Below are 15648 nucleotides of genomic sequence, written 5' to 3'. Positions count from 1 at the left end.
CGCGCCGGATGGGCCCTGGCGGCGGTGGCGCGGTTGTCGATGCCCCCGGCTGCCTGCCCCCGCCATCCAGCCGTACGGGCCCGCGAGGACTGCGGGCTCGACTCGCACCGGACCGCCACCGGGACGCGTGTCCCCGCAGGGACGGCCGAGGGGGCCTGCACGGTGCTTGGACCGCACCGCAGTCGAAAAGCGCGCGTAGCCGTGCCGTAACAAGGCTGAGGTCGAATGCCTGCGGACTGGAAGGCTCCAGTCGACGTTGGCGAGGGCGACGATGACGGTGCATCACGACGAATGGGAAGTACGGGAGTTCACGCAGTATCTACGGGATCTGGTGGCGCTGCTGGATCCCGGGAGCGGCTGGTACGGCGTCTTCTGCCGACGAGATCCAGCAGGGATGCGCGCCTGTGTCGACGGCGTCGAGATTCCGCCCTGGGACGTGATGGAGTCGCTTTTCCAGGACCTGGCGGCCGTGCGCGGCACAGCGTACGCACAGCGTGAGTCGGTACGGGCTGCCGAGCTGTACTCCGCCTCGGTGGCCGCCCACGACCGCCGGCCCGGCGGACGGCAGGTGCTCGTCGAACGGCTGGAGCTGATGCTGCGGGAGCAGACGTACGCGGCCCGGCGACTCCGGGCGGCCGGAGCGGGCGGAACGACGACCCCGGACGCGGAGGAGGTGGCCTGGGCCCGGGACGACCACGAACGCGCCACCGCCCGCTGTACGGAGCTGCGCAGGCGACTGGCCGCGGTGACCGTTCCGAAGGGCTGGTTCCGCACCGAGGGGCCGGCACCGGACCGGGACCGGGAACGCGAGCCCGAGAGCGGCCCCGACGCGGCACCGCGCGTTCCTCGGCCGCCCGCCCCCAGGCGCAAGAAGCCGCGCGGCGCCCGGTTCGCCGGCCTGGACGTCGACGAGACCGATGACGAAGGAGTTCTGGGCGCACCCGTCCTGCCCGTACCGCCGACGACGGCCTCCGTACCACGCGGCGCCCGCTTCGGCGCTGCCCCGACCGGCGACGACACACACGTGGAACCGGCCTCCGCCGCCCTGGACCCCGAGGCGCACCGGGCCGCCGCCGGTGCCGTCGAAAGGCTGCTCCGGCTCCGGGCCGAAGGCCGCAGCGGCGAGGCGCACGTCGTGCTGTGCGAGGCGGCCGGCCGGCCCGCGGACCAGCTGCCGGTGCTCGCCGTCGAGCTGCACCGGGCGGGCCTCGACGCGGACTGGGCGACCCTGTTGTGGGAGGTGTCCTCGCTGCCGCCTGCCGATCTCGCCGCGGCTGCGGGCGCGCTGGCCGCTGCGGGGCGCCCGGACGACTGCGACCAGTTGCTGCGCCAGGGGGTGGCGCGGCCGGCCGCGGAGATCGCCGATGCGGTGGTGGCGCTGGACCGGGCGGGGCGAGGACCGCAGGCGCAGGCGTTGCTGGGTGCCTTCATCCGCGTACGGACTCCGCAGGACGTCGCCCGGGTCGCGGCGGGCGATCCGCACCAGCTGGTGCCGCAACTTCTGGCGGCGGCCCGTGCGGTGTCGCCGGCGCGGGAGTGGGATGTCGTCCATGCGCTGCGGGTGGCGGGCATCGTGGCTGCGCCCTAGCCGGGCAGAGTCCTGGAGATCAGCCGGTGAGAGCCGAATGGCTGCCACATCCGGAGGACGGTCGGTTCCGGAACAGTCACGGCACTTCGGCTCCGTCGCTTCGCCCGCAGTGGTCGAGCCGCGTTCCCCCGATCTCCCCCGGTGACGGATAAAAACGCCGGGCCCAGCGCCGGAACGGGCCGATCGGCCCGTCACCGGGAGCGAGCCGGGGCGGCTGCTGGTACTGCTTGTGATTCCAGATCGGAAAGTCGGCAGCGGTGAACTCGCAACTGGAACGGAAGACGGCGCGGTCCAGCAGCCGGGCGGCGGTTCTGCTCACCACCCGTGCGAGCGGGGCCGGCAGCCGGGCCGGTTCCGCGAAGGCGATGCGGTTCCTCTGCCGGAACTGCATCCGGTTGGGCGCGATCGCCGTCGGCATCACCATCGTGCACATCCTCAGCCCGAGCCGAGGCGTGTACACATCCGCGTGCAGGCAACCGAGTCCGTAGCCGTCCACCTCCACCTCGACGACGAAGTCTCCCAGCAGCGGCGCCGACTCGTGGGCCCGCATGGACACGTGGAACGCGGCATCGTCGTAGACGACAGGCCCGCCGATCTCGGCCTTGGCCCAGCCGTGCAGGGTGGCGAAATGCCCGAGGTCCACCGAGTTCTCGATGACTTCCTGGACATTGCCGGCCAGCTCCCAGGCGGCGCTACGGGCAGGCCGGTGGCCGATCTCGTGCCAGTCGGGGATGAACCAGTCCGGTGCCCGTCCGTCGTGGTGACGCCAGACGAAGACAGCACCGTTGACCTCGTGCACCGGCAGCTGCGTCAACGGCGACCTCGGCGGCTTTGTGTCGTATCCCGTCCGCACGCACCTGCCGTCGGGGCCGAACGCGAAGAAATGGAAGGGACATACGAGATCGTCCCCGTTGACCTTCGCCAGACCGAGATGGGCGCCGAGGTGCGGACAGTACGGACGAACGGCGCGGACCGCCCCCGTACCGAGCCGGTACAGCACCACGTCCTGCCCCGCCAGAGGCCGGGTGAGCACAGCGCCCGGCCGCAGCTCCTCGGAGAAGGCGAGCGCCGACCAGCCGCTCGGACAGGGCAGGGCCGGCGTCCCCGCAGCATCGGCCGACGTCGGCCCCTCACTGATGGCGCGCCCGTACTCGCGTGACAGTCCCACCACTTCCCCTCTCAGGATCGGTCTCCCGGAGACTGCCCAGCCCGCTCCGAGATCCTCCCGACGCGCCGCACATCACCCGAACGGGAAGGGACGCGAAAGGCATTGACGGCGTACGTGACGGCACGGTCCATGCAGTCCGCTCGGTGGGGGGCGGAGGGTCTCCGCCTCACCGCCTAGCCGCGGAGTCGACGGCCGCCTGCACCACGTCCAGGCCGGGCAGGTCACCCCACTCAGCGGCGGAGTACCTCCATATGTGACGTGCTCCCGGTGCTTCCGGACGGCCATGGCAGATTTCAACGATCCTGGCCCCCTTGCGGTCCGGGCCCTTGACACAGAGGTGCATGTGGCGCCCGTGGAAGCGGACGGGGCTGCCGCCGAAGACCTCCAGCACACGCCCATCGAAGGAGTAGGGCTCTCTGCCGACCGTGGTCGTGATCTCGCTGTCCATGCGGCGACGCCGGCCGCGCCGGCGGCCGGTTGACCGTGGCATGCAGCAAAATCCGTCGATCGACCCCGTGGATCGCAATTAGTCTCCGCGCATGGACGACGAGGTGGATGCCCGCGAGCTCTACAAGGCATTGTGCGACCACGACGGGGCGGACGCCCATGACGTGGTCGTCGCGCCGTGGCTCGCTCGGGCCCGGGGCGATTACCGTGCCCTGCTCGCGACCGCAGCCGGAGACGGGGCCTGGTGGTCCGGGGAGGGGCCTCAGGGGAGCGGGTACCTGCTGCGGGAGCTCTACGCTCTCAGTCGTGTCAGCGACCTGCTCCTCCTTCCCTTCCAGCCTCCTGCCGACGAGGTGCCCGAGTGGCCGTGGGCCGACCGGCACGGTCCGCTGGACCAAGGGCCGGTGCTCTCACAGCACGAGTACCTCGACTTGTTCACCGCGCTGGGCATGACGCCGTTCGACGACACCGTCTTCGACCCGTTCCTCCACGAAATCGTCGACGTCGAGCAAGCCGACGACCCGCACGCCCCGATCCGGATCACCCAGGTCGTCTGGCCGGGCCTGATGCTCGGACAGCTGCTCTTCAGCCGGGTCGGGGTCCGTGTCCGAGCCGGAGCCGACCACGCCCAGCGCGGCGTGGCCGACCGCTCCCCGCTGTAGTGGACGTTCCTGCGACGCCACCGGCCGACGGTCGACCTGTCGCACGGCTGGGGACACAATGCGCAGTGGGCCACCGACTTTCGCCTCGACTACCGGACGGCGACGGCCCAGCGACTCAATGCGGCAGGACGCGTCGGAATCGACGGCTCCGAGGACCTCAGTCCGGATCACCCCAAGAACCTCAGCCCGGAGGAGAGGCTGTTGACCCCCGGCGAGCGGCGTGAACTACTGCGCCACCGCTGCCTTCTGCGGGTTCCCGAGGCTGCCGGAGCATTGGCCGAAGTGCCGGGGTGGCAGAGGGATCTGTTCCCCTTCGACTGGCGGCTCCCCGGTTCGCAGGAGTGACGCACCCTTTCCGGACGAAGGGCGTCAGCGCGCCCGTTGCTCGTACCCCACGAGCCGGACGCACACGGCCAGCCCCTCGATCGCCTGCTCCAGCTCCGCGAGGCCCGGGTAGCTGGGCGCGATCCGGATGACCGCGTCGCGCGGGTCGTCACCGTACGGGTGCGTGGCGCCGGCCGGGGTCAGCACGATGCCCGCCTCGGCGGCACGGCGTACGACGTCCTTGGCGCAGCCGTCCGGCACCTCGAGGGTCACGAAGTACCCGCCCTTGGGCGAGGTCCAGGTCGCGAGGCCGGTCCCGCCGAGCTGGGTGTCCAGGATTCGTGCCACCGACTCGAACTTGGGCTGCAGCAGGGCGCGTTGGCGCTCCATGTGGGACCGCACCCCGTCGGCGTCCCGCAGGAACAGGACGTGGCGCAGCTGGTTGACCTTGTCGGGGCCGATCGACCGCTTGGCGTTGTTGCCGAGCAGCCACTGCACGTTGGCGGGCGACGAGCCGAAGAAGGCGACGCCCGCGCCCGCCGCTGTGATCTTCGAGGTGGAGCCGAACACGAACGCCCGGTCCGGGTTCCCGGCGTCGGTGCAGGCGGCGAGCAGGTCGGCGATCTCGACGGGCTCGTCGGTGAGGTGGTGGGCGGCGTAGGCGTTGTCCCAGAAGATCCGGAAGTCGGACGCGGCGGTGCTCATCGAGGCGAGCCGCGCCACGGTCGCGTCGCTGTAGCAGACGCCGTCCGGGTTGCTGTACTTCGGTACGCACCAGATGCCCTTGATCGCCGGGTCCTCGGCGACGAGCCGCTCCACGGCCTCCATGTCCGGCCCCTCGGCGGTCATCGGCACCCGGATCATGTCGATCCCGAACCGCTCGCAGAGCGCGAAGTGCCGGTCGTACCCGGGTACCGGGCACAGGAACGCGATCCGCTCCTGCTCCACCCAGCGCGACTCGGCGCCGGGCAGCATGCTCAACAGGGCGTGCACCAGGCAGTCGTGCATCAGCTCAAGGCTGGAGTTCCCGGCCGCGAGCAGCTGCTCGGCCGGCACCTGGAGCACCCCGGCGAAGATCTTCCGGAGTTCGGGCAGCCCCTGCAGCCCGCCGTAGTTGCGTACGTCCGTGCCGTCGGCCGCGGTGTGCCGTCCCCCGGGCAGGCTCAGCAGGTCCTCGGAGAGGTCGAGCTGCTCCGGTGCCGGCTTGCCCCTGGTGAGGTCGAGCGAGAGCCCGAGTCCCGTGAGGTCCTGGTAGTCCTGGCGAGCCCGGTCAAGGAGCCCGGTCAGGGCGTCGGGGCTCAGCTCGGTGGTCATGGTGGTTCCTCTCACAGGTGCCGCGTCGATGAGGTGGCGCCTGCCGAGAATACAAACCGGCGCGGGGGGTCAACGGCCCGGGAGCGGGGAGCCGGGACTGTGCGGGCGTCCGCCCGACAGCCGGCGGAATCGCGCGGGCCAGCGCGGCGAGCGGCCCGTCCTCGACAGATTTTGCCATCATGGCATCTGCTCTCCGAGCCGGAAGGTGAAGGAACATGTGGACCGCACGGGTGTGAAACATGATCGACTCCGTCGGTTCACGGCGATGGTCTTGCCCCGCTGTGTGACGGGGCTTACGTTCTCCTCTACGCACGTGTCTACGGGCGTAGAAATGCGTAGAGGCTCTCTGACGCCGCGTCGAAGGAGCAGCTCATGTCCCAAGTCGTACGCGCCGCACTCGTCCAGGCGACCTGGACCGGCGACACCGAATCCATGATCGCCAAGCATGAGGAGCATGCGCGCGAGGCCGCCCGTCAGGGCGCGAAGATCATCGGCTTCCAGGAGGTGTTCAACGCCCCCTACTTCTGTCAGGTGCAGGAACCCGAGCACTACCGCTGGGCCGAGGCCGTCCCGGACGGGCCGACCGTCCGGCGGATGCAGGAACTCGCCCGCGAGACCGGCATGGTGATCGTCGTGCCGGTCTTCGAGATCGAGCAGTCCGGCTTCTACTACAACACCGCCGCCGTCATCGACGCCGACGGTTCCTATCTCGGAAAGTACCGCAAACACCACATCCCGCAGGTCAAGGGGTTCTGGGAGAAGTACTACTTCAAGCCCGGAAATGTCGGCTGGCCCGTCTTCGACACCGCCGTCGGCAAGGTCGGTGTCTATATCTGCTACGACCGGCACTTCCCGGAAGGTTGGCGTCAACTCGGTCTCAACGGAGCTCAGTTGGTGTACAATCCGTCCGCCACATCGCGCGGCCTCTCCAGTTATCTCTGGCAGCTGGAACAGCCCGCGTCCGCCGTCGCCAACGAGTACTTCGTCGCCGCGATCAACCGCGTCGGCCAGGAGGAGTACGGCGACAACGACTTCTACGGAACCAGCTACTTCGTCGACCCGCGCGGCCAGTTCGTCGGCGAGGTCGCCAGCGACAAGGAGGAGGAACTCCTCGTCCGCGACCTCGACTTCGGGCTCATCGACGAAGTCCGCCAGCAGTGGGCGTTCTACCGGGACCGCCGACCCGACGCATACGAAGGACTGGTGGAGTCGTGAGCAGCCTGCACCAACGCCATCTCGCCGTCAGCCCCGACTGGCTGGCGCTCTACTACAAGAACCCCGTGGAGATCACCCACGGCGAGGGCCGCCATGTCTGGGACGCCGACGGCAGGCGCTACCTCGACTTCTTCGGCGGCATCCTCACGACCATGACCGCCCACGCCCTGCCCGAGGTGACCAAGGCGGTCAGCGAGCAGGCCGGGCGGATCATCCACTCCTCCACGCTCTACCTCAACCGGTCGATGGTCGAGCTGGCCGAACGCATCGCCACGCTCTCCGGCATCCCGGACGCCCGGGTCTTCTTCACCACCTCCGGTACCGAGGCCAACGACACCGCCCTGCTGCTCGCCACCACGTACCGAAGGTCGAACCAGATCCTCGCGATGCGCAACAGCTATCACGGCAGATCGTTCTCCGCGGTCTCCATCACCGGTAACAGCGCCTGGTCGCCCACGAATCTGTCGCCGCTGCAGACGCTGTACGTGCACGGCGGCGTCCGCACCCGGGGGCCGTACGCGCACCTCGGAGACGCGGAGTTCATCGCGGCCTGCGTCGCCGACCTGGAGGACCTGCTCGGCCACACCCGCGAGCCCGCCGCCCTGATCGCCGAACCCATCCAGGGCGTCGGCGGGTTCACCTCACCGCCGGACGGGCTGTACGCGGCCTTCCGCCGGGTCCTCGACCGCCACGGCATCCTGTGGATCTCCGACGAGGTGCAGACCGGCTGGGGCCGCTCCGGCGAACACTTCTGGGGCTGGCAGGCGCACGGCGAGAACGGGCCGCCGGACATCCTCACCTTCGCCAAGGGTATCGGCAACGGCATGTCGATCGGCGGTGTCGTGGCCCGCGCCGACGTCATGAACTGCCTCGACGCCAACTCCATTTCGACCTTCGGCGGCTCCCCGGTCACCATGGCGGCCGGCCTCGCCAACCTCTCGTACCTCCTCGAACACGATCTGCAGGGCAACGCCCGGAGAGTCGGCGGACTGCTGATCGAGCGGCTGCGTGCGATCGGCGCGGCCTCGGAGTGTGTACGGGAGGTACGCGGCCGGGGACTGATGATCGGCATCGAGCTGGTGAAACCCGGCACCGACGAGGCGAACCCGGAGGCGGCCGCCGCCGTACTCGAAGCAGCCCGGGAGGGTGGCCTGCTCATCGGCAAGGGCGGCGGCCACAACACCAGCGTGCTGCGGATCGCACCACCGCTCTCGCTGACCATCCCGGAGGCGGAGGAGGGTGCGGAGATCCTGGCCGAGGCTCTTCGATCGGTGGGATGAGAAGCGACGGATGAGCGACGGGGGTGTGGGCGGCGGCCGGTACGCGGCTGTGTAGCTCGGCCGCCATCACACCCCCGTGCAGCCATCGCACCCCCGTGTCCGTCCAGGAGCACCACCCGGTCCGGGAGCGGGAACCTGTGCGCAGCGCACAGCGGGGTGGGGAGCCGCTGTGCTGTGTGCCCCGGCGGCCCGCGGGGCCGCACCGGCGGGAACTGCCACGGTAACCCCGGCGCGGGAGCGGCGTGGCCGGGCACGGGTTCCGGCGTATGCGCGTTGCGGCCGGGCCCGGCCGGCGACTCTGGGCCCGGCCGGCCGGTCAGCCCCGGTGGCCGGTGGGGCGGGTGAGATCCAGGGTGCGGACCGGGTCGAGCTCGCCGTGGTACGCGAGGTGCTGGTAGCGCACATCGGTGACGGTCAGCGTGGCCTCGGCGATGCCCCGTGGCACGGTGGCCCCGAAGCGTACCGAGCCGTCCTTCTTCGTCGTGCCGGTCAGCTTCTGCACCCTGCCACCGGCCGCCAGCTCGGCCGTGACCTTCGCGCCCTTCACGGGCTTGCCCTGCGCGGTCTTCACCACACCGTTCGCGGTGACCTTCCAGGACGCGTCGGAGCCGGGCCGTCCCAGCAGCTCCGTGTCGGCCTCCAACGAGGTGACGGCGAGCTGCGACGGCGGGTTGGGCCGGCCGAAGGCGACCTGGTCGACGGTCCAGAAGGCGCTGTTCGTACCGGTGTAACGGAAACTCAGCCGGGCAGACTTCGCGCCCGCCGGGACAGGGAGCTCAAGACGCTCGACGGTGTTGGCGTCGCTCCGGTACGACTTCACGAGCTGCGGGACGCCACCGTCGTACGAGACGTACACATCGCCGGTCTGCGGACCGTCGACGCGGTAGTCCGTGGCGTACGAGACGGTCGCCTTCGCCGCCCCGTTCAGCTTGTACGCGGGGCTCACCAGGGTGGAGTCGAACTGTCCGGCGTCGTGCGCCTTGTCGTCCCACTCGTCGGAGTCGGCGACCGCGAACACATTGCGGGCGCGGACGTTCGTCTCGCGGCCCTGGCCGCGCTCGGCGCCGGTCCAGAACTCGTCGGTGGCGAAGGACCAGCCGCGCCACTCGGTGACACCACCGGCCGGCATCCTCGAGTTGTCGATGGACCAGCCGTCGGGCGCGGTGTTCGTCCACCCCTTGGCATCGGCCGGGAGTCCGGTCTCGTCGACGGGTGTACGGAGAGAGCCGCGCAGCGCGTCGAAGGCGTCCGGCTTCAGCTCGGCGAGCGAGGTGCCGTCGAGGTTCCAGGCGGGGTCGGTTGCGACACCCTCGTGGCGCAGGACGGTCGGCGCGATGTCGGTGATCTTGACGTCGTCGCGCACCGAACCGGGCTCGATGCCCTTGCCCCGGGCGATCACGAACGTGCCGCGCTCCAGCGGGGTGTTGCCGCCGTGGCCGCCGGTGGGGGTGTGGCCGTGGTCGGCGGTGACGACGACGAGCCAGTCCTCATCGGCGTACGTCGGCCGCGAGGTCACGGCGTCGAGCAGCCGGCCGACCTGTGCGTCGGCGGTGTTCAGGGCCTTGAGGTAGGCATCGCTCGCGGAGCCGGAGCTGTGACCGGCGCCGTCGACCTCGTCGAGGTGGACGAAGGCGGAGTCGGGGTTGCCGTGCGCGAGGTAGTCCTCGGCCTTCGCGGTGGTGCCCTCGTCGTTGCCGCCAGCGATCCGCAGATCGGTCTTCGCACCGAAGACGATCTGCGGGATCGGGTTCCAGGTGCCGACGACGAGGGTGGACGTGGCCGGGTCGGCGGTCTCCAGCCGGGTCGCGTAGTCCGGGTACTGGCCGTAGTTGGGGGCAGTGAAGTTGTTGTCCTTCACCTGGTGCTTGTCGGGCCAGACGCCTGTGGCTATGGACGACCAGCCGGCACCGGAGACGGTCGGGGCCATCGGGTTGGCGTACAGGTTGCTTCGTGCGGTCAGGCCCTTGGCCATCAGCTGCTCGATGTGCGGTACGTCGGCACGCGAGAAGGCGTCGAAGGTGGCGCCGTCGATACCGATGACCAGGGTCTTGGCCTGCTTGGTACCGGAGGGCAGACCGGCGTACGGGGCAGCGGCCGCACCCCGGGACTCCTGTGCGTGGGCGGCCGTGGTGGCGAGCGGCAGTGCGACGGCGGCGACGGTGGCGGCGGCCAGCACCGTACGCGCGGAGCGCGACAGGGACACGTGATCCTCCCGGATCGGTCAGTGGGCACCGGACATCGGGGGCGTCCGGTGATGGGTCCGAGACTCGCCGCCGGTGGTGAGCGGACCACGCCGCGTAAAGGACGAGCGCATGAACCGTACCCAACATTTGGACCAGACCCGTCATCGTTTCGTTATCAGTCGGCGTCGCTATCATCGGCCGATGAACTACCGGCGCCTCCTCTATTTCCTCGCTGTCGTCGAGGCCGGGACCATCACTTCCGCCGCCGCCACCCTCCATGTCGCCCAGCCCGGGCTGAGCCGTCAGCTCAAGACGCTGGAGCGGGAGGTCCGTATGACGCTCTTCGAGCCGCGTGGCAACCGGCTGGTGCTGACCGCCTCCGGGCGCGCCTTCGTCCCCCTTGCCCGGCGGGTCATCGCGGAGACCCGCCAGATGGAGGCCGCGATCGAGGGGCTCCGCTCCGGGCGGGTCGCGCAGTTGACGGTCGCTGCCACGGCGGCCACCATCCGAGGCTTCCTTGCGCCGTTCATCGCCACGACGGGCCCGGACGATCCGCTGCTGATCACCCGGCAGGCCGGCCACTTCGCCCTCAACGACGAACTTCTGGACGAGGCGGACTTCATCGTGTCCCCGACGCCGATGGTCGAGGGCTTCGAGACCGTCGACCTCGGCGGCACCGCCCTGAAGGCGCATGTCGCCCCCGACCACCCCTGGGCCAGGGAAGGCCGCACCGAGATCGGCCTCGCCGAGATCTGCGGCGACCGGCTGTTCGCCCACTCGCGCTCCAGCGTCAGCCGCGCGGTACTGGACAACGCGCTCGGCGCGGCGCATCTCGCGCCTGAGCGGCTGACCGAGTGCGACGACGGCCCGACCGTGGAGGCGCTCGCGGTGGCGGGGCACGGGATCGGAGTCAGCACGGATCTGCCGCGGTACGGGGCGCATGCGCTGTGGATCACGGCGGAAGGGGCCGGACGCCGGGAGGTGCTTCAGGTGCCGCTCCATGTGGCCTGGCTGCCCGGGCACTTCGCGGCGGACACCATTCGCGCGACGGCGGTGCGGCTGAGGGACTTCCTGGTGGGACAGGGGGACGCCGTGATCCCGGCGCCCCCGCGACCCTGACGGTTTCGCGGCAGCGACAGCGTATGCGTGCCGAGGCGTGCTGGTGCGCGACGGCTACGGCGTGACGCGGTCGAACTTCACCCAGCCGCCGTGGTTCTCGTCGTCCGTGCCCCAGACGGCCCGTCCGCCGGGCAGGAACGCGATCGCTTCGATCTTGCGGTCGTCCTGCTTGGTGAAACGGCGGAGCGGGGTGAGCTCGTCGGCCGTTCTCAGCCGCAGCACGGCGTCGTGCGCGCCGTTCACGGTGAGCCGTCCGGCGTTGTAGACCGCGGAGCTGAACGGCCCGTTGTCCACATTGGGATCCGACGCCGACGACACCAGGACGGTCCCGTCCGCCAGGACCTTCAGGTCACTGATGTGCCGCACCTCGTCCTCGTTCGGATACGGTACGGCGAACTCCTGCCGAGTGGTGGGGGAGCCGAAGCCGAGACCACGTGCGCCGATGGTCGCTGACGCCGCGCGTACGACGGCCTTCCGTTCGCCGCTGCCCCGGGTGGCCCACACCGCGAAGACCTTGCCCGACTCGTCGCGGTGCAGCGCGAAGCTCTCGTAGTTGTCGCCGTCGCGCCTGTCCGGCACGGTGACGGGACCGGCCTGAACGGTCGCGCGACCGTTCGCCACAACGATGTGGTAGGCGTCGCCGTTGCTGGCCAGGGCGATGTAGTGGCCGACGAGGCCGGGCACCGCGTCGAGCGCCTCCAGATCCTTCGGCAGTACGCCGAGCCAGGGCAGTTCGGTGGTGACGGGTGCCCTGCCGGGCCTCAGCCGCACGGTGGCCACCCGGCTCTCGCGGTCCGCCTTGTTGTCCCGCACGATGACGGCATCGGCCCCGTCGGGGTCCGCGGGTGCGCCCTCGGCCAGCGCCATGCCGCTCACGCCGCCCTGGATGCCGGTCCCGACACGCTTCCATCCGTCCGAAGGGCCGGCCGCCCAGGCCCCCAGAGCTGCTGCGGCGATCGAGGCGCAGGCTACGGCCGACACGATGAATCCATTTCTGATCATGGGAGCGAAGCTAGGCCGCGGGCCCTGCCCAGGGCTCGGACCGGTTCCGTGCCGCCCGGCAGATTCCCTCGCCAGGTGGCACGTCGTACGCCACCTGGCTTTCATGCTCAATGGTTATGGTTGGGTTGCTATTTGTGTATTGGACGGCATGACCGGTGCCTTCCGATACTGAGGGACCTGCCGAGCGCATCCGTATCCGCAGCTGCGCCGCACCTCCCCGAAGGACCCGTCCGTGACCGTCATGTCACCCGCTTCCGCACGCCCCGGCACCGACCGCGCCCGCACCCGCTCCGCCGGTCACGCCCTTGTCGAGTCCCTTGCCCTGCACGGGGTCCGGCGTGTCTTCGCCGTCCCGGGCGAGAGCTACCTCGATGTCCTCGACGGGCTGCACGACTCCGACATCACCACCGTCGTCTGCCGCCACGAGGGCGGCGCCGCCTACATGGCGGAGGCGCACGGAAAGCTCACCGGTGAGCCCGGCGTCGCCCTGGTCACCCGCGGCCCCGGCGCCGCCAACGCCTACGTGGCCGTCCACGCCGCCTGGCAGGACGCCACACCCCTCGTTCTGTTCGTCGGCCTGATCCCGAGCGACCACCGCGACCGCGAGGCCTTCCAGGACTTCGACCCGCGTGCCTGGTTCGGCACGCAGGCCAAGCGTGTCCTCCTCCTCGACCAGCCGGAGCGCGCCTCCGAGCTGGTCGCCGAGGCCTTCTTCGCCGCGCGTTCGGGCCGTCCCGGGCCGGTCGTCGTCGGGCTGCCCGAGGACATCATCACCCGCCCCGCACCGCCGGATCTCCACCCGGTCGTCCCGGTGGCGGACGGCGGCGTCGCCCCCGCCGAACTCGAGGCGCTGCGCGAGCTGTTCGTCCGCGCCGAGCGTCCGCTCATCCTCGCCGGCGGCCCCCGCTGGACCCCTCGCGCCGCCGCCCGGCTCACCGCCTTCGCCGAGCGCCACCGCATTCCGGTCGCCCAGGACTGGCGGGCCTCCGACCGGGTGCCCTTCGACTCACCGGTCAATGCGGGCCAGTTGGGATACGGGCGGCTCGACTCGCTGGCCCGCCGGGTCGAGGAGGCCGATCTGCTGCTCTGCGTCGGCGGCGTACTGACCGACGTACCCAGCGACGGCTACACGCTGCGCCAATCCCCGTCGTCCACCACCGTCGTCGCCAACATCGACGCCACCCTGCGAGGTCGCAGCGGCGCCCTCACCCGGCAGATACTCGCCGCCCCCGACACCTTCACCGAAGCCCTGACCGGTCTCGACCTGACCGGTCACCCCGACTGGACGCAGTGGACCGCCGAGGCCCGCGAGGAGCAGGCGCGGCACGCCGCACTGCCCGCCGCGGCCCGCACCGGCGCCGGGCTCCCGGCGACCGCACCGGGCACCGCCCACATGACGAGCGTCGTCGCCGAAGTCGTCGAACGGCTCCCCGACGACGCCGTCTACACCTTCGGTGCCGGCAACCACTGCATCTGGGCCCAGCGTTATCTGCCGACCCGGGTCTTCCCCAGCCAGCTCAGCATGCGCAACGGCTCCATGGGCTACAGCGTCCCGGCCGCCCTCGCCGCCTCGCTGGAGAGCCCCGGCCGGCTGACCGTCGCCGTCGCGGGCGACGGCGAGTTCCTGATGAATGGTCAGGAGATCGCCACGGCAGTGCAGTACGGTGCGGCCTTTCTCGTGATCCTGATGGACAACCGGCAGTACGGAACGATCCGCGAGCACCAGGAACGCCACTATCCGGGCCGGATCAGCGGCACCCAGCTCGCCAACCCCGACTTCGCCGCCTACGCGCGTGCCTTCGGTGCCCACGGCGAGACCGTCACCGCCGACGACCAGGTGGCCGGGGCCGTCGAGCGTGCGCTCAAGGCTGTGACGGGCGAGCGCAGGCCCGCCGTCATCCACGTCGTCGTCGACCAGAACATCCCCCTGCCGTAAGCGAGTACACACCATGACCACCACTCAGTACGCCATCGTCGACCCGGCCACCGGAGCAACGGTCCGGCGCTACCCACAGTCCACCGCCGCATCGATCGCCCAGGCCCTGGCCGCTTCTACCGCCGCGCAGACCGGCTGGCGCGGACGCCCCGTCGAGGAACGGGCCGCCCTGCTGCACCGCGTGGCCGATCTGCACGCCGAACGCAAGGACGACCTGGCCGCCCTGATCACTCAGGAGATGGGCAAGCCCGTCACACAGGCCGGGATCGAGATCGACATCGTTGTGTCGATCTACCGCTACTACGCCGACAACGGTGCCGTCTTCCTCGCCGACGAGGAACTGGCCGTCGTCGCCGGCGGCACCGCCGTCGTCCGCAAGGAGGCGGTCGGGCCGCTCCTGGGGATCATGCCCTGGAACTACCCCTACTACCAGGTTGCCCGGTTCGCGGCGCCCAATCTGATGCTGGGCAACACGATCCTGCTCAAGCACGCCCCCCAGTGTCCCGCGTCCGCGCTCGCCATGGAGCAGATCTTCCGTGACGCGGGCCTGCCCGAGGGTGCGTACATCAACCTCTTCGCCTCCGACGAGCAGGTGGCCGACGTCATCGCGGACCCGCGGGTGCAGGGTGTCTCGCTGACCGGCTCCGAGCGGGCGGGCGCCGCGGTCGCCGAGATCGCCGGAAGGCACCTGAAGAAGGTCGTACTGGAGCTCGGCGGCTCCGACCCCTTCCTCGTGCTCGGCGGCGCCGATCTGACCCGAGCCGTCCAGCAGGCCTTCACCGGTCGGTTCGGCAACGCGGGCCAGGCCTGCAACGCCGCCAAGCGCATCATCGTCCTCGACGAGCAACACGACGCCTTCGTCGAGAAGTTCACCGCTGAGGTGCGGGCGGTCGAGCCCGGCGATCCCACCGACCCCGCCACCTTCCTGGGCCCGCTCTCCTCCGTCGCCGCCGCCGAGGCTCTCGCCGCCCAGGTCGACGACGCGGTGGCACAGGGCGCGACGGTCCTCACCGGAGGCCGCCGCATCGACCGCCCCGGCGCCTGGTACGAGCCGACGGTCCTCACCGGGGTGACCGACCGGATGCGCGCCTTTCACGAGGAACTGTTCGGCCCCGTCGCCCTCATCCACCGAGTGGCCGACGAGGAAGAGGCGATCGCGCTCGCCAACAACAGCCCGTACGGTCTCGGCGCGGTCGTCCAGTGCGACGACGAGGAGCACGCACTGAGAGTCGCCGACCGCCTGGAAGCCGGGATGGTGTACATCAACGACGCCCCCGGCACCGCCGCGGAGCTCCCTTTCGGAGGAATCAAGCGGTCCGGGATCGGCCGTGAACTCGGCAGGTACGGCATGGACGAGTTCGCCAACAAGAAGCTGATTCGCGTCAAGCGCTAGCCAGGCCCGTCGAACGT

The 15648-nt window shown here is 70.6% G+C and carries 12 protein-coding genes; 7 read left to right on the top strand and 5 right to left on the bottom strand.

Annotated elements, in window-relative coordinates:
• Positions 1–271: 271 nt before the first annotated feature.
• Positions 272–1588, top strand: a complete 1317-nt coding sequence (locus GA0115254_RS21530; RefSeq protein WP_176740235.1) for a hypothetical protein — start codon at positions 272–274, stop codon at positions 1586–1588.
• 76 nt (positions 1589–1664) lie between these two features.
• Here GA0115254_RS21530 and GA0115254_RS21525 read toward each other — a convergent pair whose 3' ends face one another.
• Together GA0115254_RS21525 and GA0115254_RS21520 are read right to left on the bottom strand one after the other, a co-directional pair.
• Positions 1665–2756 carry a Rieske 2Fe-2S domain-containing protein gene (locus GA0115254_RS21525; protein WP_093896929.1) on the bottom strand — a complete coding sequence of 364 codons (1092 nt, stop codon included), beginning with the start codon at positions 2754–2756 and terminating at the stop codon, positions 1665–1667.
• Positions 2757–2922: 166 nt separating this feature from the next.
• Positions 2923–3204 (bottom strand): hypothetical protein, encoded by a 282-nt coding sequence (locus GA0115254_RS21520; protein WP_093896923.1) that lies wholly within the window; start codon positions 3202–3204, stop codon positions 2923–2925.
• 91 nt (positions 3205–3295) lie between these two features.
• On the opposite strand from GA0115254_RS21520, the gene GA0115254_RS21515 reads away from it, so the two are divergent.
• Positions 3296–3865 (top strand): hypothetical protein, encoded by a 570-nt coding sequence (locus GA0115254_RS21515; protein ID WP_093896922.1) that lies wholly within the window; start codon positions 3296–3298, stop codon positions 3863–3865.
• 369 nt (positions 3866–4234) lie between these two features.
• Here the strand turns inward: GA0115254_RS21515 and GA0115254_RS21510 are convergent, their stop codons facing one another.
• Positions 4235–5503 (bottom strand): aspartate aminotransferase type Ic, encoded by a 1269-nt coding sequence (locus tag GA0115254_RS21510; RefSeq protein ID WP_093896921.1) that lies wholly within the window; start codon positions 5501–5503, stop codon positions 4235–4237.
• 372 nt (positions 5504–5875) lie between these two features.
• Between GA0115254_RS21510 and GA0115254_RS21505 the strand changes: the two genes are divergently transcribed.
• Positions 5876–6718: a nitrilase-related carbon-nitrogen hydrolase gene (locus tag GA0115254_RS21505; RefSeq protein ID WP_093896920.1), complete on the top strand. Its 843-nt coding sequence runs from the start codon at positions 5876–5878 to the stop codon at positions 6716–6718.
• Positions 6715–7998, top strand: a complete 1284-nt coding sequence (locus GA0115254_RS21500; protein WP_093896919.1) for an aspartate aminotransferase family protein — start codon at positions 6715–6717, stop codon at positions 7996–7998. The genes GA0115254_RS21505 and GA0115254_RS21500 overlap by 4 nt, the downstream gene beginning before the upstream one ends.
• Before the next feature lie 316 nt (positions 7999–8314).
• Here GA0115254_RS21500 and GA0115254_RS21495 read toward each other — a convergent pair whose 3' ends face one another.
• Entirely contained in the window at positions 8315–10201 is a 1887-nt protein-coding gene (locus GA0115254_RS21495; protein ID WP_256102719.1) for an alkaline phosphatase family protein, read from the bottom strand.
• A gap of 181 nt (positions 10202–10382) precedes the next feature.
• On the opposite strand from GA0115254_RS21495, the gene GA0115254_RS21490 reads away from it, so the two are divergent.
• On the top strand, positions 10383–11300 hold the full coding sequence (locus GA0115254_RS21490) for a LysR family transcriptional regulator (RefSeq protein ID WP_176740234.1): 918 nt from the start codon (positions 10383–10385) through the stop codon (positions 11298–11300).
• A gap of 54 nt (positions 11301–11354) precedes the next feature.
• On the opposite strand, the gene GA0115254_RS21485 is transcribed toward GA0115254_RS21490, so the two are convergent.
• Entirely contained in the window at positions 11355–12302 is a 948-nt protein-coding gene (locus GA0115254_RS21485; protein ID WP_141720888.1) for a hypothetical protein, read from the bottom strand.
• Positions 12303–12543: 241 nt separating this feature from the next.
• Here GA0115254_RS21485 and GA0115254_RS21480 point away from each other — a divergent pair, with 241 nt between their 5' ends.
• Entirely contained in the window at positions 12544–14238 is a 1695-nt protein-coding gene (locus GA0115254_RS21480) for a thiamine pyrophosphate-dependent enzyme (RefSeq protein ID WP_093896927.1), read from the top strand.
• A gap of 13 nt (positions 14239–14251) precedes the next feature.
• Positions 14252–15631: an NAD-dependent succinate-semialdehyde dehydrogenase gene (locus tag GA0115254_RS21475; protein WP_093896916.1), complete on the top strand. Its 1380-nt coding sequence runs from the start codon at positions 14252–14254 to the stop codon at positions 15629–15631.
• The last annotated feature ends 17 nt before the right edge of the window (positions 15632–15648 follow it).

Origin of the sequence: Streptomyces sp. Ncost-T10-10d, assembly GCF_900091955.1 — a bacterium.
Lineage (GTDB): Bacteria > Actinomycetota > Actinomycetes > Streptomycetales > Streptomycetaceae > Streptomyces.
The sequence above is the reverse complement of the archived record's forward strand: the minus strand, read 5'-3'. Positions and strand labels throughout refer to the sequence as shown.